Here is a 17,467-nt window from a genome sequence, read left to right on the forward strand (position 1 = left end):
TATAAATAGCAACGAAGCCCAATGGCTTGTGCTCGCCGGGCCGACCGGCGAAGCATTCGCGGCGTGGGCGAAGGCCCACTCGATACGGCTCCCATTTCCACCGCTGCCCCGAGCACCTGGTGCGTCGCCACTTAAAAGCGCAGGTCTACCTTGAAGGTGGTTTACGGTAAGGCCGACCTTCCGGGACCGCCGATGAGCACGCACGACGAGCCCGAAAATGAGTTGATATGACACAGACGAACCTGGCCCGGCCGCACGGTCTCAGCCGCATCGATCCGGTGCTGCGCGACGCCGCCGTGGAGTTGGGCGCCTTCGAATTCCGCGCCGAGACACTGCCGGCCGAGCGCGAACACGCCAACCTGCTGGCCGCGCAGCGCGCCGCGGCGGCCGATACCACTGGCGTCTCCGTCGATTCACGATCCATCGCCGGTCCGGAGGGCCGGCAGCTGGGCCTGCGTTTGTATCGTGGCCGCACCGAATCCTCCGCGCCCCTGGTGGTGTACGCGCACGGCGGCGGGTTCGTCACCGGGAACCTGGAGACCGACCACGCGCACTGCGTGGAGCTGGCCCGTGACGGTGATTGTCTGGTGGTTTCCGTGGACTACCGACTGGCCCCCGAAAATCCGTGTCCCGCGGCGCTCGACGATGTCGAGGCGGCCTTCCGTTACGCCGTCGAGAACAGCGCGGAGCTGGACGCCGACGCAAGCCGCATCGCGGTAATGGGCCGCGACGCGGGCGCGGCGCTGGTCGCGGGTCGGACCCAACGCATGTTCGACCAGGAAGGTCCGGCGATCCTGATGCAGATCCTGCACCAGCCGATGCTCGATTCCGATGCCACGCCGTCGCGTCGGGAATTCCAGCGCACCCCGGGTCTCAACGGTCCGGCCGTGAGCCGGGCGTGGAACCACTATCTCGGCGACGCCCGCGCCAACGGTCAGCACGTCCCCGCGCACCGGGCCAATCTCGAGGGCCTGCCGCCCACGTTCGTCAGCTGCTCCGAGATCGATCCGTGCCGGGACGAGGCCGTCGACTACGCCATCCGGCTGTTGCACGCGTACGTCCACACCGAATTGCACGTGATCGCCGCGACCTTCAACGGCTTCGACTCGATGGTCCCCGATTGGATTGTTTCCCAGGAGAATCGGGCGTTGCACGCGCAGGCGCTGCGCCGTGTGTTCGCGATGTAGCACGATCGTGTTTGCCGGACCCCCGCCAACCGTCGTGACTTACTTTTACCGACTGAACTCCGGTATCTCTTACCGTATCGAGCGTTGCTAACATCGGAATCGGCAGCCAACCGAGGACCGATCGGGCGGATGATCAAACACTCAAACCGATTCCGTTGCAGCCGCAGCGATCGAATGTCAAGAAGGATCCCCTCGGCACTATGACCACCCTCGACTCTCCCGAAAAGATCCTTTTCACCTCGACCACCCAGGCGTTCCTGGAAAAGGAAGCGCCGCTGCGCCGGGTGCGGGAGCTGCACGCCGCGGGCACGTCATTCGATCCCGCGTGGTGGCAGCGGGCTGCGGAGCTCGGCTGGACGGGCCTGCTCGTGCCGGAGGAGTTGGGCGGCGGAAGCGTGTCGGAGAACGGCTTCGCCGATCTCGCGATGGTCGCCGAGCAACTCGGCAAGACGGTGGCGCCCGGACCGCTGTACCCGGTCAGCACCGTGCTGGCCGGACTTGTCGAGTGCACAAACTCCGACGAGCACGTCGACGCCATCGAGGCGCTGGTAGCGGGTGAATCCGTGGCGTCGTGGGCGGTCTGTGAGCCCGGCCGTGGCTGGGCACCGCTGGATCCGTCGGTCACGGCCACCGAAACCGATTCCGGTTACCGCATCGACGGCGTCAAGGACCGCGTCGAGGCGGCCGCCCAGAGTGCGCTGCTGCTGGTGGTGGCGCGCTGCGGCGCGGGCGCCGAGATTCGTCAGTTCCTGATCCCGACGGACGCGCCGGGGGTCCGGATCGAGCCCCAGCAGTCGGTCGATCTGGTCAAGCAATACGGCCGGGTGCACTTCGACGGCGTCGTGGTGCCACGGTCGGCGGCCGTCGGCAGCGCCGGCGAGACGGCTGCGCTCGTCGATCGACAAAGCCAGATCGCCCAGGTGCTGCAGTGCGCCGAGGTGGTCGGTGCCCTGCAGACGGTGTTCGACCTCACCGTGCGGTGGGCGCTGGACCGGCACACCTTCGGTCGCCCGCTGGCGTCGTATCAGGCGCTCAAGCACAAGTTCGCCGACATGAAGCTCTGGCTGGAAGCCTGTCGCGCCACCACCTCGGCGGCGGTCGCCGACGTGGCCGCCCGCGCGCCGGAAGCGAATCTGTCCGCCAGCATCGCCAAGTCCTACGTGGGCGAGATGGCGGGTCAGATCGTCCAGGCGTGTGTCCAGATGCACGGTGGCATCGGGGTCACCTGGGAGCACGACCTGCACCTGTACCTTCGCCGGATCACGTTGTACCGCGGCATGTTTGGGACCCCGGAAGAGCATAATCTGCGCGTGTACGAGTTTGAGAAGGCGGGGCGTTCGGCGAAATGAGGAAGATGACGTCGACCGAGTCCGTTGCGGAGTTCGCCGCCCGGGCCAGGGCATGGCTGGCGGACAACATGCCTGCCATCGACAGTGAGGCCCCGCCCGCCGCGCCACGTGACGAGGAACGATCCTGGCTGAGGGCCAGAGAACTGCAAAAGCGTTTGTATGACGGCGGATTCGCCGGTATCTGCTTCCCCCGCGAGTACGGCGGCCTCGGCCTGGACTACGAATACCAGAAGGCCTTCGACGTCGAATCCCTCGACTATGAGATGCCGTTGATTCTCAACACACCGACATTCACCATCTGCTGCGCCACCCTGCTCGACACCGGTAGCGAAGACCAGAAGAAGCAACACATCGCCGCTGCGCTGCGCGGTGAGGAAGTGCTGGTGCAGTTGTTGAGTGAGCCCAGTGGTGGATCGGACCTGGCCGGTGTCCTCACCCGCGCCGAGAAGCGCGGCGACCGTTGGATCATCAACGGCGCCAAGACCTGGAGCACGAGCGCGTTCGCCGCCGATTATGGCCTGTGTCTGGCCCGCACCAACTGGGACGTGCCCAAGCACGAGGGCCTGACGATGTTCCTGGTACCCATCGCGCATCCGGGAATCACGTTGCGGCACATCACCATGCTGAGCGGTTCCACCGAATTCTGCGAGGAGTTCCTCGACGGTGTCGACGTCGGAGATGACGCCGTTGTCGGCGAGGTCAACGGCGGTTGGGCGGTGGCGTCCCGGCAGCTGTACCACGAACGCCGGGCGGTGGGGCAGGGGTCCGAATTCGCCAGCGGCAGCGGCAGCGAGGGCGGCAACGCGATTCCGGTCGATTACGTGGCGCTTGCGGAGAAGACGGGGCAAGCCGACGACGAGCGCGTGCGTGAGATGGCCGGTCGCGCCCTGGTGCACCGCGCGGTGGCCGAGCAACTGATCGGCCACGTGTACCGCAGCGTCAGAGACGGCGCTCTGCCGCCCGCCGCCGGCACGCTCATCAGGCTGTTCCACTCCGAGACCACGACCACCGGCGTCGACACGGCGCTCGCGATCGCGGGAAGCGCCGGGGTGGTGGGGGAGCAGGGCGCCGGACTCGAAACGGGCCTGCGGTATCTATCCCGGCAGACGGTCGCCATCGGCGGCGGCACAACGGAGATGGCGCGCAACGTGATCGGCGAGCGGGTGCTGGGCTTCCCGCGGGAGTACGCCGCCGATCGTGGGGTTCCGTTCAATCAGGTACGGCACGGCGAGCGAGCCGACCGGGCCTAACCCTCGGCGACGACGTTCTCGGCCAGGCCGCTGACCACCGGGATCTGCACCAGCGACAGCACGTGGTGCGCCGGGCTACCCGGTGGGGCCACCAGCACGTACTCGCTGCCCTGTCGGAGCGACCGCTCGCGGGCGGCGGCCAGCGCGCTGACGCCCGCCGATCCGAGCTGGGTGACGGCGGTGAGATCGACCGTCAACGGCGCGACGCCGGAACGGCTTTCGACCGCGATCTGACGGTCCAGGATGGAGGCGGTGTTGGAGTCGACGTCGCCACTGACCACGATGCGGCCCGGCTCGCTGACCTCGGAGACGAATTCTGCGTTGGCCGTCCGCCGATCGGCCGCCCGGCTGACGACCGAGTCGGTGACGAAATTCGCCGGCCGCGAGAGTTGGTGCGTCACACTGGCGGTCGTGCCTTCGGCGCCGTGACTGACGTGCGCCTCCGACACCAGGGCCTCGGCCATGGCGAGGCCGCGGCCGCGGCCCGTCTCGCCCTCGCGGTGGTCCTTCCACCGTCCGCGGTCGGTCACCGAGACGTGCAGGTTGCCGTCGCCGGACAGCGCCGCCTCGACCACAACGCCGTCGGGCACCTCGGCGGCATAACCGTGCTCGACCGCGTTCTCGACGAACTCCGAGATCGCGTGCACCACATCGGAGATGTCGTCGGCGTCGGCGCCGAGCTCCGACAGCCACTGCCGCAGGCGGGTGCGTACCGTGCGTGCGGCCCGGATGGTCGCGTCCAGCGTCAGGTGTAGGGGCGCGGGCGGTGTCCGGCGTTGCGCCGCAAGGAGTGTCACGTCGTCGCTGTAGCCCGTCGAGCGCAGCAGCAATTCGAGTGTCTCCGAGCAGATTCGGTCGATCGGCCGCACCGATGACTCGATGACGAAGCCGCGCTCGCCGCCGACGATGTTCGCGGTCAGCTCGGCGAATTCGGCGGTGCTGGCGCCCAGCGGCCGGCCGGGTCGTTCGATCAGGCCGTCGGTGTACAGCAGGATCGAGTCGCCCACATCGAGGAATTCGGCGCGCACCGGAAAGCCGGTGCCGCTGCCGAGCGGACCGCCGCCGGAGGGCTCGAGATAGCGTGCGGTGGCATCCGCGGTCACCAGAAGCGGCGGCGGGTGTCCGGCGGTGCAGTACCGGAATTCGCCGGTGCCGAAGTCGAGCGAGCCGACGCAGATGGTGGCCGTGTTCGAGCCGGGGACGTGCTTGCGGAAGCGGTCGACCGCCTCGAGCGCCTCGGCGATCGGATATCCCGCGACGACCTGCATCCGCAGCGCGGTGCGCAGCTGCGACATCACCGCGGCCGCTTCGACGCCGTGGCCGACGACGTCCCCGACGACGAGCACCAGCCGGTCCCCGAGGGGTATCGCGTCGAACCAGTCACCACCGGCCGCGGTGTCCTCGGCGGCGACGAGATACTGCGCGGTCACGTCCGCGCCGGGGATGATGGGCACCGATGGTGCCAGTAGCGCCTGCTGCATGACAGTGGCGGAATCGCGGACGTTGCGGTACCGCTCGGACATCTCCTTGAGGCGTGCTTCGGCGGCCATCCGCGTCTGCACCCGGCTGGTGACGTCGACGAAGGCCAGCTGGACGCCCTCGATCGAGCCGTCCTTTGCGCGCCGCGCCGTGACGATGAAGTCGAAGAAGTGTTCCTGCGCTCGTCCCTCGCCCTCGAAATCGGCCTGCACCCGCCATTCCGTGCCCGACTGCGGCTCGCCGGTTTGATATACCCGGTCGAACATGTGCAGGATTTCCTGGCTCTCCAGCTCGGGATAGACGTCGCGCACAAATAGCCCGATGGAGTCAATCGGCGGACTGAGTGTGCGGTAAGCCGCATTGACCGCGACAAATCGGTGGTCGGGCCCCTCGAGCCCGACCAACAACGCGGGGACATTCTCGAAGACGCGGCGTACGTCGTCTGCCGCGCCGACGGTTCTGTCCCAGTCTTTTTCGGCCACCATCTGGCCGTTCCTCCTAGCAGCCGCCGGGCGGCCCGCACCGGGGCCGAGTCGAAAATCCGGGTCAAATGGGCTGACCTATTTGCACACGTAGTTGTTCAGATTAGCAATCGTTCTTGCATGCGTATTGAAACGGTTGATACCGGTCTCGTTAGTGTCGGCAAATTCACCGATAAATGTAATTGGCGACTGCGAAAATCGAGGCCCGCCAAACCGCCGAGCAGCCCGTTTGCGGGCGTGCGGGGCGGGTACCTCGCAGTCGTGGCAGATCTCGTGGCGCGACGGACGAGGGCGCTGTGGCGGCGTTTCCTGTCCTCACCTGTGCTGACCTTGAACGGATGGGTGGCGTTCAACCTGCCGCGCACCGTGACCGCGTTGGGCGGGGGGCTGTTGACCGGGCTGGTGGGGGTGCACGTCTACATGCTGGCCGCCGAGCCCGACCTGCCCCGCTATTTCATCGCCTATGCGCTGGTGTTGGCGGCCGCGTGCCTGACCGCAGCGAGCGCCATGGTGGCCGGCATCAAACCTGGTGTGCCCCAGGCGGGTTGGTACCTCGGCAGTTTGGTCTGCTCGGCATTTCTCGCCCTGTATCTGGTCACTCGCTGGGTTGGCCTGCCCGGCCTGGCCACGATGACCGCCCGATGGGACTTCGCACCGGGGACATTGGGGATGGCTTGCGCGGCGGCGTTTATCGTCGTGCACACGACGGTGCTGTCGGGCATCAACGTGGCCTACCCGCGACGCCAACAGTGGTACGACTGACGGAGCGCTGGCATGACAGTGTTGGACTATCCGGTGTGGCTGCGCATCGACCATTGGCTGAACGTCTTGTTCGTGACGCTGATTCTGCGCAGCGGCATCGAGATTCTGGCCACCCACCCGAAGTTGTATTGGCACGACGACAGCAAGCCGGGCACCGAGTGGGCGCGCTTCACCCGAAAGGTGATGCCGCGCGACAGGATCTACGACACCCTGGATGAGGAGGAGGATTACAGCCCGTTCATTTCGTTGCCCGGCCGCGCGCAGCTCGGCGTGGGCCGCCACTGGCACTTCTTCGTGGTCATCGGCTGGATTCTGCTCGGCCTATCGTACTACATCCTGTTGTTCGCCACCGGCCAGTGGCATCGCTACTGGCCCGCTTCGTGGTCGATCTTCCCCGAAGCGTGGGACGACGTCGTCACCTATCTGACGTTCAATTTGCCGCCGGTGTTGCCCGGTGAGCCGTTGGACGCCATGCAGAAGCTGACCTACGCCGGGGTCGTCTTTGTTCTGGCGCCGTTTCAGATCCTCACCGGGGCCGCACAGTCTCCGGCAATCGAGGCGCGGTTCCCGTGGTATGTCCAAATGTGGGGCGGCCGGCAATGGGCCCGAAGCCTGCACTTCTTGGGCCTCGTCGCGTTTTTGGTCTTCATAGTGATTCATCTATCGATGATTTTCTTCTGGGGCTGGGGGAGACTCACCGCGTCCATGATTTTCGGTGCCGTCCGTAACACGTACTGGGCGACCACAATCTCGTTGCTGATCATTGCGGCGATCATCGCCGTCCACGTCGCGGCGACGGTCTGGAGTCTGCGCAACCCTCGGTCGGTGCAGCGCGTGCTGGGCGCGGTGGTCACCGCGGCGCGCCGGCTGCTGCTGCGTCCGCTGAACTCGCGGCAGAACTATCCGGCGCGCAAAATCTCCAAGCATCACCGCGTCAACGGAAAGCCGCCCACCAGCACGGAATACAAGGTTATGGCGGTGCACAACTTCGTGGACTGGCGGCTGCGGGTCGGCGGGTTGGTGGAGAACCCCGTGATCCTGGACCTCGGTGCGCTGCGCGCGCTGGCCGAGTCCGAAACGCAATGTGTGATGCACAATTGCGTCCAGGGCTGGACCAGCATCGGCCAATGGACCGGAGTTCATCTGCATCAGCTGGTGGACCTGGTGCGGCCGCTGCCGCAGGCGCGCTACATCTGCTTTTTGACGATGCAGGACAACAGCACCGACGAGCCGGCGTCGCACGGCGGGGGCCAGTTCTATGAGGTGCTCGACCTCGAGTTCGCCGACAAGCCGCAGACCCTGCTCGCTTATGAAATGAACGGCGCGCCGCTGCCGATCCAGCACGGTGCACCATTGCGGCTACGGGTGGAAACCCAGGTGGGTTTCAAAATGGCCAAGTGGATCAACCAGATCGAATTCGTCGAGGACTACGCAGGGATCGGCATGGGTACCGGCGGCTGGCGCGAGGATCGCGTGTACTACGACAAGGACGTGGAAATCTGAGATGACCGATACGGCGACCGAGGGAGTGGGGGTACGACCCGAGCTGATCAGCTTGGACACGGTGGCCCATCATCGCGTGCTCGAACAGATCGAGGCGAAGGGCGGGCACTGTGAAGCCTGCGGCGCAACGGATTTCGCCGTCGGCGACGCCCTCTACCTCGGTTACCTGTTCTTGAACGAGGACGCCGACGCCTACATGGTTGCGCTGACCTGCCGCAACCCGGACTGCCCCAAGCCGCGGACCGCGATCAGACTGCGCGACACCGACTTTCTCACCTACGCAGCAAACGACTCGGACGCTTCCGGGGACGACGCCTCCCGCTAGCCTGACCGTCCGTCGATCCTGGAAGCCGCGGCCGAGCCAGGTCGAATCGCTCTATCAGCGGCGACAACTCGCGAAGTTGGTCGCACAGCGATCGGAGCCGCCGCTGATCCTCGTCGCCGAGTTGGCCCAGCGAATCGTAATACGCCACGCGCGGCAGCCGTCCCGCAAGAGCGGTACCCCACCTGATGCTCAGGTCATAGACCTCTTCGTCGTCGATATCGTCGTCGCGCTGTCCGAGTTGTCGGAGCGCCTCGATCTGCTCGCTGAGAAACGCGACGTCGTCGTCGATACTGACCGGCTTCCCGCCATGCGATGCCGCGCTTGTCTGGGCTCCATCCGGCGTCTTGCGCGACTCGTCAACGCTCATGCCGAACGAATACCCTCCGGCGGTCCGGCTACACCGAACCGCCGTCAGGCAGAGTTCAAGCGATCAGGCCGAGACCGGCTTCTTGGCCGGCGCGGACACCTTCATTAGCTTCATCAGGTTGCCGCCCATGATCTTGGCGATGTCGGATTCGGAGAAATCGGTGAGCTCGTCGACGAACGAGATCGGATCTTTCAGGCCTTCCGGGTGGGGCCAGTCGGAGCCGAACATCACCCGGTCGGTGCCGACCATGTTGACGATCTCGGTGAACCGGTCCTCCCAGAACGGAGTGATGTAGACGCACCGCTTGAACGCTTCGATCGGGTCTTCGCTGAACGACTGGGGCATCTTCTTGTAGACGCCCTTGAGGCCCTTGAACAGGTCCGGTACCCAGTCGGCGCCGTTCTCGATGGACAGGATCCGCAGCTCGGGGTTGCGCGACAGGGCGCCGTGGCACACCAGCGCGCCCATCGCGTCCAGGATCGGCCGGTGGCCCATCGCGAAGCTGCGGAAGGGCGTCGGCTTGAACGGGAGGAACTCGTCGCCGGGCTCCCACACGTTCGCGAATTCGGAGTAACCGCTGTCCGAAGCGTGCATCGAGACCGGAATCTCGGCCTCGATGCAGGCCTGCCAGAACGGGTCGAACTCCTCGAGCCCGAAGGATCGGCTGCCCTTGTATCCGGGCACCGGTGCCGGGCGGACCAGCACGGTGCGGGCGCCGCGTTCCAGGCACCACTGGAGTTCTTCCAGCGCGCGATCGACGATCGGCAGCGTGATCACCGGGGTGGCGAAGATGCGGTCCTGGTAGTTGAACGTCCACTGCTCGTGCATCCACTCGTTGAGCGCGTGGATGACGTCGTGGGTCATCTCCGGGTCGTCCTTCATGCGCTCCTCGACCAGGCTGGCCAGCGTCGGGAACATCAGCGCGTAGTCGATGCCGAGCTCATCCATGACCTCCAGCCGCGCGCCCGGTTCGCGGAACGCGGGGATGGCCTTCATCGGCTCCCCGAGGATCTCGCGGTAGGTCTTGCCCTGCGCACCGTTGCGGAAGTAGTCCTCCTGGGCTCCCGGCTTGGCGACCTTCTCGAAGGTGGGGTTGGGGATGTACTCGCTGATGTGGCCGCGCACAACGATTTTGGTGCGACCGCGAACCTGCACGTAGTCGATGACGTTCTTGCGCTTGTCCGGAAGGTACTTGGTCAGCGCTTCCTGCGGCTCGTACATGTGGTTGTCTGCGTCGAACACCGGGAAGGGCAGTTCGCGAGAGGGCATGGCGATCTCCTTACAGAAGTCTCAGTTCTCGCTGTGTGGTAACGACGTTACCACTTATGCGCAATCAGGTGTACCGGATCTGCGTCCCCGGATGGGCTCACTCGTCCGGCCAGCTGGGGAGCTTCGGTGTGGTCCCCTCGATCACGGCGAAGTTGACGGTGGCCGTCGCGAGCAGTTCATCGTCGCCGTCGCCGTAGATGTCCACCTGCATCACCATCGCTCGTCGCCCGGATCGCAGCATCGTGGGCACCGCGAAGGCCGAGCCCTGGCGGACCGGCCGCAGGTAGCGGATGAACAGGTCCGCGGTGGTCATGGTGGTGCCTGGTCGCAGGTAGTCCAGCCCGAATTGTCCGCCCGCCACGTCGACGAGCGTGGCGATCAGGCCGCCCTGCAGCGCGCCTGACGTGTTGACCACCGCGGGGCTGACCGGCATGGTCATGGCGAATTCGCCGTTGCGGGTGCCGGGGCGCATGCCGATCTGAGCGAACAGCTCGGCCAGCGACGGGGCGGCCGATTGTTCGTCGGCGTCGCGGATGCCCAGGGCGCGGCTGCAGAAGTCATAGAGCTGGCCGGCATCGACCGGCGATCCGTTCAATTCCGAACCGAGCCAATGCAATCGCTGCGCACCCATCATCGTCTGCATGACGATGGCGGCCGCCGCGCCGACGTCCAGGCCGGGGCTGAAGACTCCCTCGGTGATGCCCTGCCCGACGATGTCGCGGATCAGGCCGTGCAGGGGAGAGAGCACCCGGGCGTATTCGCGGGGCCGGGTCTCGGCCAGGTGCTGGTTGTAGAGCGTCAAAGCCCGGTTGAGGCTGTCCTGGGTGCTCGACTCCGGTTGCTGGCTGAGCCGGTCGATCAGCAACTTCAGCGCCGAGGTGCTGTCCAGCCCCGTGGTTTCGGCGCGCCACGCCTGCACCGATTGGGCGATGGTTCGGTCGAAGAGTGCCAGCAGCAGTGCATCCTTGCTGCTGAAGTGTTGGTAGAAGGCGCGCAGCGACGTCTTGGAGCGCGCGACCACCTCTTGCACGGTGAAGTCGGTGCGGCCGGTCTCGCCCAGTATCGCCACGGCGGTCTTGATGAAGCGGTCGCCACGGGTGATCTCCACGTCGTCGCTGGGATCGGCCATGAGCGGTTGGTCCCCTTCCATAGCGCGCTGGTCGCGCTATGAGAATGAGGTTACCGCGACTGGCGGCCCCACATTGCAGGAACTAGAAGGGCGGTGGTTCCGGGTCGGGCGGATGACCCGTGGTGATGAGGGGTGCTGCCGCCCGACTCGTTTCGCAGGCGATGCGGGCTGCGCGGTTATGCCGGCGTTCGCCGGCGATGTATTTCGCGCGGCTGTTGGCGCGGGTTCGCCGCCGTTGCGGCATCATCGCGGCACGATCGGTGCGGCGGTCGGGCCGCCGAGGCCGGGCTATCTCACCGGTGGGCGCACACAAGGACGGAAACAGCAGCGCGCTGCCTGGGGTAGTCACATGAGTGTGTCCCGACGGGGAGCGCCAGATTACCGTCCCGTCCGACAGTTGCTGGTCCTGCCATCCCCAGAACGTCTTGATCAGATGATGTTGGCGGCAAAGACATTTCAGGTTGGACGCGTGCGTCGCGCCGCCCTGAGAGTGCGGGATCGTATGGTCGAGATCCGCTTCGGTTGCGGGGCGGTCGCACCCGGGGAAGCGGCACGTCAAGTCGCGGCAGCGCACGAAGTCGGCCAGCGCCTGTGAAGCGATGTACCCGCGCTCCGGCGGTGCGTCCCCGGGATGCACCAGGGGTCGCAGTCTCGACGAGTCGGCAAGTTGCGCAACCAACTCCGCAGGGACGAGCACGTCGGTACCGATGATCGAACCGGGATCTGGCGAGGCGCCGTCAACGGTGGATTGGTTGGCCACCACGTGGATCACGACCGGGCTGGGCACCGAGCGCGCGCCAGCGGAACATGTCGGCTGCCCGCAGCGACACTGCAACCGTTCGGCTCCGGCCGCCAATGCCCCCATCGCATCGGCGCGACGCTGCTGCAGAGTTCGCGGATCACCTCCACAAACAGTGCCGGCCAACGCATTCAGCCGAGCGTCCACAGCGCGGGCATCGGTGGTGAATAGTGTCGCCTGAACCTCTGACAGGCCTTCGCCGCCGTCCCAGATCGAGAATTCGCGACCCGCCTGGTGTTCGCGGCGTCGCCGGACCGCGTCGCGGTCTGCCCGGGCAACCACCCGATCCACCGCAGCGGCCAGTCGCCCGCGCGTCATCGTCGGCCACCGTTTCACTCGTAGCGCGAGCGTGGCGTCGACCGCGGCGATCACATCGGCATCGTCGATCAAGTCGGTGCGGAACACGATCGTCTGGAACGTCGAATAACTGATGTCACCGGAGACCAACGCGGAGCCCACTTTTGGCAGCCGGTTGCGCATGGCGCGCGAATAGTTCAGAAAACTCGACGCCAGCGCCTGGCTGATTCCCAGCGCGGCGGCGATCTCTGCGGATATGGAATCCCACGTGTCGGTCACCCAGGTCTCGCGCTCCCCGTATTGGCGCAGCCGCAGCATGTCGAGTTCGCCAATTGCCACCAGCCGCTCACCGGCGGCTTGGTTCTCCGCGCGCGACGACGAACAGATCCGATCCAGCAAGGCCACGGACTCCGGGGTGGCGGCCGGGCATAGACGCGCGAACTTGGCGTCAAACCGAGCGATCACCTCTGGTGGCGATGCACGGCCCGTCGTCGCTTCGAACATACATTCGACTATAGGGCGCGGCTCCGACAAACCTTCGCGCGTCAGCCGCCCCGGGCCTCGATCATCGCCGAGCGGTTGACCTTGGTCGCCGCGGTCCGCGGAATCGCGTCGACGAACTCGACGGTCTTGGGCGCCTTGTACGGGGCGAGGCGACTCTTCGCGTACTCGATCACCTGCTGCTCGGACAGCGGCGCGGCGCCGTCGGTTTCGGCGCGCTGGATGACCGCGTGCACCCGGCGTCCCCATTGCTTATCGGCCAGCCCGATCACGACGACGTCCGCGATGCCGGGGTGGCCTGCGAGTGCGGACTCGACTTCGGCCGGAAAGACGTTGGCGCCCCCGGTGACGATCATGTCGACACGGCGATCGACGATGTAGAGGAAGCCGTCCTCGTCGAGGTGGCCGATGTCGCCGGCCGAGCGGAAGCCGTCCTCGGTCGACGGCAGCGCGGGCGCCCCACCCAGGTAGCGGTAGCCCGCGCTCATCGGCGCCCGCAGGTAGATGTCCCCGTCCTCGCCGGGCCCCAGCGGTCGTTTGTCGGCGTCCAGGATCCTGATCTCGGTGTCACGGAAGCCGCGGCCCACACTGCCCGGGTGCGCGAGCCACTCGTCGCCGCGCAACGCCGTGAGCCCGAGGTTTTCGGTCATGCCGTATGCCGTCACCATCTGCTCGGGGCTGAGCAATTCGAACCAGGTATGCAGCAGCGACGGCGGCATCACCGCGGCGCCCTGCAGGACGAACACGATGCTGGACAGGTCCCGCTCGCGCACGTCGGGCCGGGCCGCGATGCGCGCCAGCATGGTGGGCGTTGCGGTGAAGTTGGTGATCCGAAAACGTTCGATGACATCGAGAACCAGTGCCGCGTCGAACTTTTCGAGGATGACCAGATGGTCGCCGCCCAGCATCATCAGGAAGGTGGCGAAGCCGTTGGTGTGATACATCGGCGCGGGCACCATGATGGTTTGCGGCTGGGCCACCGGCGTCCAGTTCGACAGGAAAGGTTCGCCCTGTTGCGGGATCCACAGCGACGGCGCCAGGTTGAGGATCACCTTGGGCACGCCGGTGGACCCGCTGCTGCAGATTCCGTTGGCGGTGGGCGAGACGGCGACCGGTAGGGCGTCAGCGGACTCGGCGGCCGCGCGGGCGTCGAGTTCCCAGCGGGTCTGTTCGTCGACGACGACGGCGGGATCGATCACCGCCCGCACCCGATCGCGCTCCCACTCGGGCAGATCCCAGTGCATGGGGACCGGAACCGCGCCGATCTTCCAGCACCCCAGCGTGGCAAGCACAAGATGTCTGGAATTCGGGATAGCAAGCGCGACAAATGAACCCGTTTGGGCCCCCCTGGCAGCCAGAGCCCGTCCCCACTGGTTGGCGCGAGCATCGAGTTCGCCGAAAGTCAGCGGCTCCGCGGTGCCATCGAGCGCGACAATGGTGACGCCCGGGTCGTCGCGCCGATCTTCGGCCAGCTGCTGCAGTTTGATCCCGAAGGGGACTCCCTCGTCGAACGGATTCGGCGTCACCGCGGCCGCGGGGGATTCGGTCATGCCGATACCGGCTCACTGAACAGTGTCTCGAACGACCCGTCGGTCACGCAGGGCATCAGGCGCAAGGCGAACTCCTCGGTGCCCAGCGGCAGCCGCATCAGCGGTTGGGTGTGCCGGTCGAGCACGCTGACGTCGGACTCGTCGCAGAAGCCCAGCGCTCCGAGCAACTGGTGGGACGAGCGCATCACCTGTCGTGCCGTGTCGGCGGCCTTGAGCCGCAGAATCAGGGCATCGGCCGAATGAATCTGCGCCGGAAGCGAATCCGGGCGGCAGATGGTGTACTTCGCGAGTTCGTGCAGTCCGCGGACCCCGACGGCCGCATCGGCGACGGCGAATCTGACCGCCTGAAAGTCCGCGAGCGGCTTGCCGAACTGAATCCGGGCGCGCACGTGCTCGGTGACAATCCGCAACGACTGCTGCACCGCTCCCAGAATCCGCCACGATCCCAGCACGAGATGAAGATTAACGTCGGCGGCGGGCACGGTTCCCTCGGGCGCGCTCAACGTGGCCGGGACCAGGAACGGCCCCAGCTTGGCGCCGGTACGCGCGCCCGGCTGCGGCCGGTACCGGTTGCCATCCAGGTCCGCGGCGACCCAGTCACCGGCCAGGTCGCCGTGATCGATGCGCGGGGCTTTCGGATTGACCAGGGCCAGGCGCGCGCCGTCGATCGCGAGCAGCTCCTCCACCAGCGGGTAGGGGAGCACGGTGGCGCCGGCGGCCTGACACAGCACCGCCGCGGCCAGCAGGTCATCCGGCGCCGAGCGGACGTCGAGGTCGAATGCGCCGACGTCGTTCAAAGCGGCGCGCGCGGCATCCCGGATGGCGTCGTCGGTCTCGGCGCGCAGCGCGGCCGGCGGTCCGCCCAAGCGGGTCAGTCGCTTGGCGGCGACGGCGGCGAAGTCGCTGATGTCTTGGGGTAGATCGGTGTTCATCTGTGTTCTCCCAATACGTCTCGTGCCACCAGCATGCGTTGCACCTCGATGGTGCCCGATGCCACGGTCGCCGCTTGCGCGTAACGCCAATGGTCTTCGATGGCTCCGTGCAGTGCCGCGGAGGTTCCGCTGTCCAGCGCCGTCGGGCCCAGCACGTCGAACAGCAACTCCGCGACGAGTTGGTCGCACGTCGTAGTGATGATGCGCGCGGCACTGGCGGCCGCTCCCGCCGCCGGGTCGTCCTGCAGTGAGACCGCGCGATAGGCCAGCAGCCGGGCGACCCGTAGGTCGACGAGCGCCCGTACCCACCGGGTGCGGATCGTTTCGGGCAGCTGATCCCAGTCGTCGCCGAGCTGGGCGCGCATGCGTTCGAGCAGCGATTCACAGCGCGCGTAGCGGGCGATGCCCACCCGCTCGAAGGCCAGGGCTTCGCGCATCACCCGCCACCCGTCGCCGACCTCGCCGAGCACATCACCGGGGAACGCCTGCACGTCGTCGAGGAACATCTCGTTGAGGTGGTGCGGTCCCAGCATCGACGGGATCGGCCGGACGGTGAAGCCGGCCCGGTCCATCGGGATCAGAAACAGGGTGAGCCGCTTATGTTTTGGAGCATCGGGGTCGGTGCACGCCGCCAGGACGCACCAGGATGCCATCAGCGCGTACGACGTCCACACCTTCTGGCCGGTGATGCGCCATCCGTCACTGTCGGCGACGGCGCGGGTACGCAACGACACCAGGTCGGTGCCTGCCTCCGGCTCGGAAAAGCCCTGGCACCAGATCACGTCTCCCGAGGCGATGGCCGCCAGGTGCTTGGCCTTCTGTTCGGCCGTCCCGTACCGCATCAGCGCGGGCCCGACCCAGTTGATCCCCATGTACTGCGGGCCGCGCGGCTCGTGCTGGGCCCACATCTCCTCGCGCAGCACCGTCTGCTGCCAGACCGAACCGCCGCCGCCGCCATGCTCTTTCGGCCACGCCAGCGCCAGCAGCCCCTCGGCGGCCAGCAGTTTGCAGAACGTCTCGGTGGTGGCGAGGTCCTGCGGGTTCTCGGTGCAGGCACCTAGAAAGTCGGCGGGGATGTGGTTGGCAACCAGCTCGCGCAGATGGCCGCGCAGTCGTCCGGCGTCGTCGCCGAGGTCGTAATCCATTGTCGTCATCCCTTCGGCAACCCGAGCAGCCGCTCGGCGATGATGTTGCGCTGAACCTCCGAGGTTCCGCCGTAGATCGTTGCGGCCAGCGCGTCCTGGCGTTCGAACAGTAGATCCGGATCGGTGGCCGAATCCGGGCCTGCGGCGGCCGCACTCAGTTCCCAAACACGCTGCAAGGTAAGCGATCCGAGCAGCTTCATGGTGTCGGCTTCCGGGCTGGGCCGTCCCGCGAGCTCATTGCCCAGAGCGCGATATCCGGTGGCCCGCAACGCTTCGGCGTCGGCCAGTAGCGAACCGAGTTCGGCATACACGTCCTGGCTCGAGTCCGCGGCGTCGGCCTCGCGCACCGAGGCGAGCCCGCGTTTGATCTCGACCCAGTTCATGATCCAGATCATCTGGCGCTCATGGTGCAGCGACGACAGGGCGACATTCCAGCCGCCGTTGAGCGGACCCAGCAGGTTTTCGGCCGGCACCTCGACGTCGTCGAGGAAGACCTCGCAGAACGTTTCGTCGGAGATCGACGCCATCCGGATGGGCTCGATCCTGACCCCGGGGGAGTGCAGATCGAGGATGAGGCAGGAGATGCCGCGGTGTTTCGGGGCTTCCGGATCGGTGCGGGCGTACAGGGTGCACCACCGCGACAGGTGCGCCTGGGTGGTCCAGATCTTGTGGCCGTTGACCCGGAATACGTCGCCGTCGCGCACCGCGCGGGTGCGCAGGCCGGCGAAATCCGACCCGGCCTCGGGTTCGGACATGCCCAGCGCCCACCACTCGTCGCCGCGCAGCAACGGAACGAGCAGACGCTCGACCTGGGCCGCCGTGCCGAACTGACGGATGCCGGGTGCGGCGACGCCAGGACCCTGAATGTTGGGCAGCTTGGGTGCTGAGCGCAGCGCCGCCTCGATCCGGACCTCCATGGCGTCGCGTAGGCCCAGCGATCGGCCGCCGTGTTCGCGCGGCCAGGTCGGCTGTATCCATCCGGCTTCGAAACAGGCCCGCTGGTAATCGCGCCGCAATGCCAGATCCCAGCGGTATTGCCGATAGTTCGCGTAGTAGTCGTCGGGCAGAAACTCCGCCAACCACGCGCCGAAATCCTCCACCACGGGGCTCATGGGCACCGCTCCTCTCCCCCGCAAGCGGG

The 17,467-nt window shown here is 66.6% G+C and carries 15 protein-coding genes; 6 read left to right on the forward strand and 9 right to left on the reverse strand.

Annotation, left to right across the window (positions count from 1 at the left end; genetic code table 11):
• Positions 1-227 precede the first annotated feature (227 nt).
• The 3 genes from MTY59_RS16820 (at position 228) to MTY59_RS16830 (ending at position 3,786) form a co-directional block, all read left to right on the forward strand.
• Positions 228-1,187 carry an alpha/beta hydrolase gene (locus MTY59_RS16820; protein WP_221042157.1) on the forward strand — a complete coding sequence of 320 codons (960 nt, stop codon included), beginning with the start codon at positions 228-230 and terminating at the stop codon, positions 1,185-1,187.
• Between the two features lie 200 nt (positions 1,188-1,387).
• Positions 1,388-2,536, forward strand: a complete 1,149-nt coding sequence (locus MTY59_RS16825; protein ID WP_221042158.1) for an acyl-CoA dehydrogenase family protein — start codon at positions 1,388-1,390, stop codon at positions 2,534-2,536.
• A 5-nt stretch (positions 2,537-2,541) separates the two neighbouring features.
• A complete protein-coding gene (locus MTY59_RS16830) occupies positions 2,542-3,786 on the forward strand; it encodes an acyl-CoA dehydrogenase family protein (RefSeq protein ID WP_221042159.1) in 1,245 nt (414 codons plus the stop codon).
• On the opposite strand, the gene MTY59_RS16835 is transcribed toward MTY59_RS16830, so the two are convergent.
• Positions 3,783-5,750 carry a SpoIIE family protein phosphatase gene (locus MTY59_RS16835; RefSeq protein WP_221042160.1) on the reverse strand — a complete coding sequence of 656 codons (1,968 nt, stop codon included), beginning with the start codon at positions 5,748-5,750 and terminating at the stop codon, positions 3,783-3,785. The genes MTY59_RS16830 and MTY59_RS16835 overlap by 4 nt on opposite strands.
• A 258-nt stretch (positions 5,751-6,008) precedes the next feature.
• Here MTY59_RS16835 and MTY59_RS16840 point away from each other — a divergent pair, with 258 nt between their 5' ends.
• From MTY59_RS16840 to MTY59_RS16850, 3 genes are read left to right on the forward strand one after another with little or no spacing between them, the layout of a single operon-like run.
• Entirely contained in the window at positions 6,009-6,509 is a 501-nt protein-coding gene (locus tag MTY59_RS16840) for an oxidoreductase (RefSeq protein ID WP_221042161.1), read from the forward strand.
• A gap of 12 nt (positions 6,510-6,521) precedes the next feature.
• The gene (locus tag MTY59_RS16845; protein ID WP_221042162.1) at positions 6,522-8,012 is read left to right on the forward strand and encodes a molybdopterin-dependent oxidoreductase; all 1,491 of its coding nucleotides are present in this window, start codon (positions 6,522-6,524) and stop codon (positions 8,010-8,012) included.
• 1 nt (position 8,013) lies between these two features.
• Positions 8,014-8,337 (forward strand): hypothetical protein, encoded by a 324-nt coding sequence (locus MTY59_RS16850; RefSeq protein ID WP_221042163.1) that lies wholly within the window; start codon positions 8,014-8,016, stop codon positions 8,335-8,337.
• Here the strand turns inward: MTY59_RS16850 and MTY59_RS16855 are convergent.
• The 8 genes from MTY59_RS16855 to MTY59_RS16890 form a co-directional block, all read right to left on the reverse strand.
• Positions 8,285-8,704 carry a hypothetical protein gene (locus MTY59_RS16855; RefSeq protein ID WP_250160580.1) on the reverse strand — a complete coding sequence of 140 codons (420 nt, stop codon included), beginning with the start codon at positions 8,702-8,704 and terminating at the stop codon, positions 8,285-8,287. The two genes, MTY59_RS16850 and MTY59_RS16855, sit on opposite strands and share 53 nt — an antisense overlap.
• A gap of 63 nt (positions 8,705-8,767) precedes the next feature.
• Complete coding sequence (locus MTY59_RS16860; RefSeq protein ID WP_221042164.1) at positions 8,768-9,973, reverse strand: amidohydrolase family protein; 1,206 nt, start codon at positions 9,971-9,973, stop codon at positions 8,768-8,770.
• A gap of 97 nt (positions 9,974-10,070) precedes the next feature.
• Positions 10,071-11,102 (reverse strand): hotdog fold thioesterase, encoded by a 1,032-nt coding sequence (locus MTY59_RS16865; RefSeq protein WP_221042165.1) that lies wholly within the window; start codon positions 11,100-11,102, stop codon positions 10,071-10,073.
• 82 nt (positions 11,103-11,184) lie between these two features.
• On the reverse strand, positions 11,185-12,702 hold the full coding sequence (locus tag MTY59_RS16870; RefSeq protein ID WP_221042166.1) for an HNH endonuclease signature motif containing protein: 1,518 nt from the start codon (positions 12,700-12,702) through the stop codon (positions 11,185-11,187).
• Between the two features lie 41 nt (positions 12,703-12,743).
• A complete protein-coding gene (locus MTY59_RS16875) occupies positions 12,744-14,249 on the reverse strand; it encodes a class I adenylate-forming enzyme family protein (RefSeq protein WP_221042167.1) in 1,506 nt (501 codons plus the stop codon).
• Positions 14,246-15,181, reverse strand: a complete 936-nt coding sequence (locus MTY59_RS16880) for an acyl-CoA dehydrogenase family protein (RefSeq protein ID WP_221042168.1) — start codon at positions 15,179-15,181, stop codon at positions 14,246-14,248. The genes MTY59_RS16875 and MTY59_RS16880 overlap by 4 nt, the downstream gene beginning before the upstream one ends.
• The gene (locus MTY59_RS16885) at positions 15,178-16,335 is read right to left on the reverse strand and encodes an acyl-CoA dehydrogenase family protein (protein WP_221042169.1); all 1,158 of its coding nucleotides are present in this window, start codon (positions 16,333-16,335) and stop codon (positions 15,178-15,180) included. The genes MTY59_RS16880 and MTY59_RS16885 overlap by 4 nt, the downstream gene beginning before the upstream one ends.
• Positions 16,332-17,438, reverse strand: coding sequence for an acyl-CoA dehydrogenase family protein (locus MTY59_RS16890; protein ID WP_221042170.1), 1,107 nt, complete (start codon positions 17,436-17,438; stop codon positions 16,332-16,334). The genes MTY59_RS16885 and MTY59_RS16890 overlap by 4 nt, the downstream gene beginning before the upstream one ends.
• Positions 17,439-17,467 lie beyond the last annotated feature (29 nt).

This window comes from Mycobacterium senriense, from assembly GCF_019668465.1.
GTDB classification, from domain to species: domain Bacteria; phylum Actinomycetota; class Actinomycetes; order Mycobacteriales; family Mycobacteriaceae; genus Mycobacterium; species Mycobacterium senriense.

Excerpts from the sequence above, each read along its gene's own strand:
- MTY59_RS16890 (WP_221042170.1), bottom strand. The coding sequence starts at position 17,438 with ATGAGCCCCGTGGTGGAGGATTTCGGCGCGTGGTTGGCGGAGTTTCTG.
- MTY59_RS16855 (WP_250160580.1), bottom strand. The coding sequence starts at position 8,704 with ATGAGCGTTGACGAGTCGCGCAAGACGCCGGATGGAGCCCAGACAAGC.
- MTY59_RS16870 (WP_221042166.1), bottom strand. The coding sequence starts at position 12,702 with ATGTTCGAAGCGACGACGGGCCGTGCATCGCCACCAGAGGTGATCGCT.
- MTY59_RS16835 (WP_221042160.1), bottom strand. The coding sequence starts at position 5,750 with ATGGTGGCCGAAAAAGACTGGGACAGAACCGTCGGCGCGGCAGACGAC.
- MTY59_RS16865 (WP_221042165.1), bottom strand. The coding sequence starts at position 11,102 with ATGGCCGATCCCAGCGACGACGTGGAGATCACCCGTGGCGACCGCTTC.
- MTY59_RS16850 (WP_221042163.1), top strand. The coding sequence starts at position 8,014 with ATGACCGATACGGCGACCGAGGGAGTGGGGGTACGACCCGAGCTGATC.
- MTY59_RS16860 (WP_221042164.1), bottom strand. The coding sequence starts at position 9,973 with ATGCCCTCTCGCGAACTGCCCTTCCCGGTGTTCGACGCAGACAACCAC.
- MTY59_RS16825 (WP_221042158.1), top strand. The coding sequence starts at position 1,388 with ATGACCACCCTCGACTCTCCCGAAAAGATCCTTTTCACCTCGACCACC.
- MTY59_RS16875 (WP_221042167.1), bottom strand. The coding sequence starts at position 14,249 with ATGACCGAATCCCCCGCGGCCGCGGTGACGCCGAATCCGTTCGACGAG.
- MTY59_RS16885 (WP_221042169.1), bottom strand. The coding sequence starts at position 16,335 with ATGACGACAATGGATTACGACCTCGGCGACGACGCCGGACGACTGCGC.
- MTY59_RS16820 (WP_221042157.1), top strand. The coding sequence starts at position 228 with ATGACACAGACGAACCTGGCCCGGCCGCACGGTCTCAGCCGCATCGAT.
- MTY59_RS16880 (WP_221042168.1), bottom strand. The coding sequence starts at position 15,181 with ATGAACACCGATCTACCCCAAGACATCAGCGACTTCGCCGCCGTCGCC.
- MTY59_RS16845 (WP_221042162.1), top strand. The coding sequence starts at position 6,522 with ATGACAGTGTTGGACTATCCGGTGTGGCTGCGCATCGACCATTGGCTG.
- MTY59_RS16830 (WP_221042159.1), top strand. The coding sequence starts at position 2,542 with ATGACGTCGACCGAGTCCGTTGCGGAGTTCGCCGCCCGGGCCAGGGCA.